We start from the raw sequence: 824 nt of genomic DNA, 5'->3' as shown, positions 1-824 counted from the left end.
GGGCAGGGCTATCGCATATGAGTGATGGCATTGATGAGATAGTCGTCGTTCCAGGCGCATTTCTTGATGCGATGGCTGATGGGGACTTTGGCAGCATCGGCGGCCTGAAGGATGTTTCTGGCGAGGCGATTGAGAAGGGCTGTGTTGGCGGGAGCATTATCCTTGCGGGCACGACTGAGATCCTCATCGAGATGGACATCAAGCATCCAATGCAGGCCGTTCTCGATCTGCCAATGAGCTCTGGTGAGGTCGAGCGCCCGTTGCGGCGACATGAGCGTGGAGGCCATGAACAGGCGCATCAACGGCCTGGCCTGATCGCGTCGGCTGGTGATGCGGATGAAGGCCAGGTGGCCGGGCATCAGCGGCTCGGCCGCCGCCACGATCTCGGCTTGCCGCCACTCGTTGCGGCCGTGGCTGGTCTCGGTCCGCTCGGCAATGGAAGGGGTGGCGTCGGCCAGTTGCAGGTTGGCACGGCGCAGCCAATGACGACGGTTGCCCTTCAGCGCAAGCAGGTAATCGCCACCTCTTTGGGTAATGGCCGCAGCCATGCGGGTGTGGCAGTGGAGCGCGTCGGCGGTGACCAATCTGCCCGTAAGATCAATGAGTTCGACGACTTTGAGCGCGGCCTCGACTTCGTTCTCACCAGCGCTCGGCGAGACTGCCGCCAGGCACAGCCGGGTCTCGGCGGCGAAGGCCGACACCGTCAACGGCGGACTGGCTGCCAAGCCCTTCTCGTAGGCCCGCCGCAAAGCCTTGCCGTCAAGCGACACCACCTCGGGCGTCTCTCGGCTGGCTCGGGCGAAAGCTGCGGCAAAGGCAGCAAA

The 824-nt window shown here is 63.5% G+C and carries 1 protein-coding gene; it reads right to left on the bottom strand.

Translation table 11 applies throughout. The features are described from left to right. Nucleotides 1-8: 8 nt before the first annotated feature. Nucleotides 9-824, bottom strand: an 816-nt coding sequence (locus NKI79_RS33120) for an ISAs1 family transposase (RefSeq protein WP_352807500.1), incomplete at its 5' end; no start/stop codon positions are given.

Origin of the sequence: Mesorhizobium sp. M0340 (genome assembly GCF_040321535.1) — a bacterium.
In the GTDB taxonomy this organism is placed as follows: domain Bacteria; phylum Pseudomonadota; class Alphaproteobacteria; order Rhizobiales; family Rhizobiaceae; genus Mesorhizobium.
The sequence above is the reverse complement of the archived record's forward strand: the minus strand, read 5'-3'. Positions and strand labels throughout refer to the sequence as shown.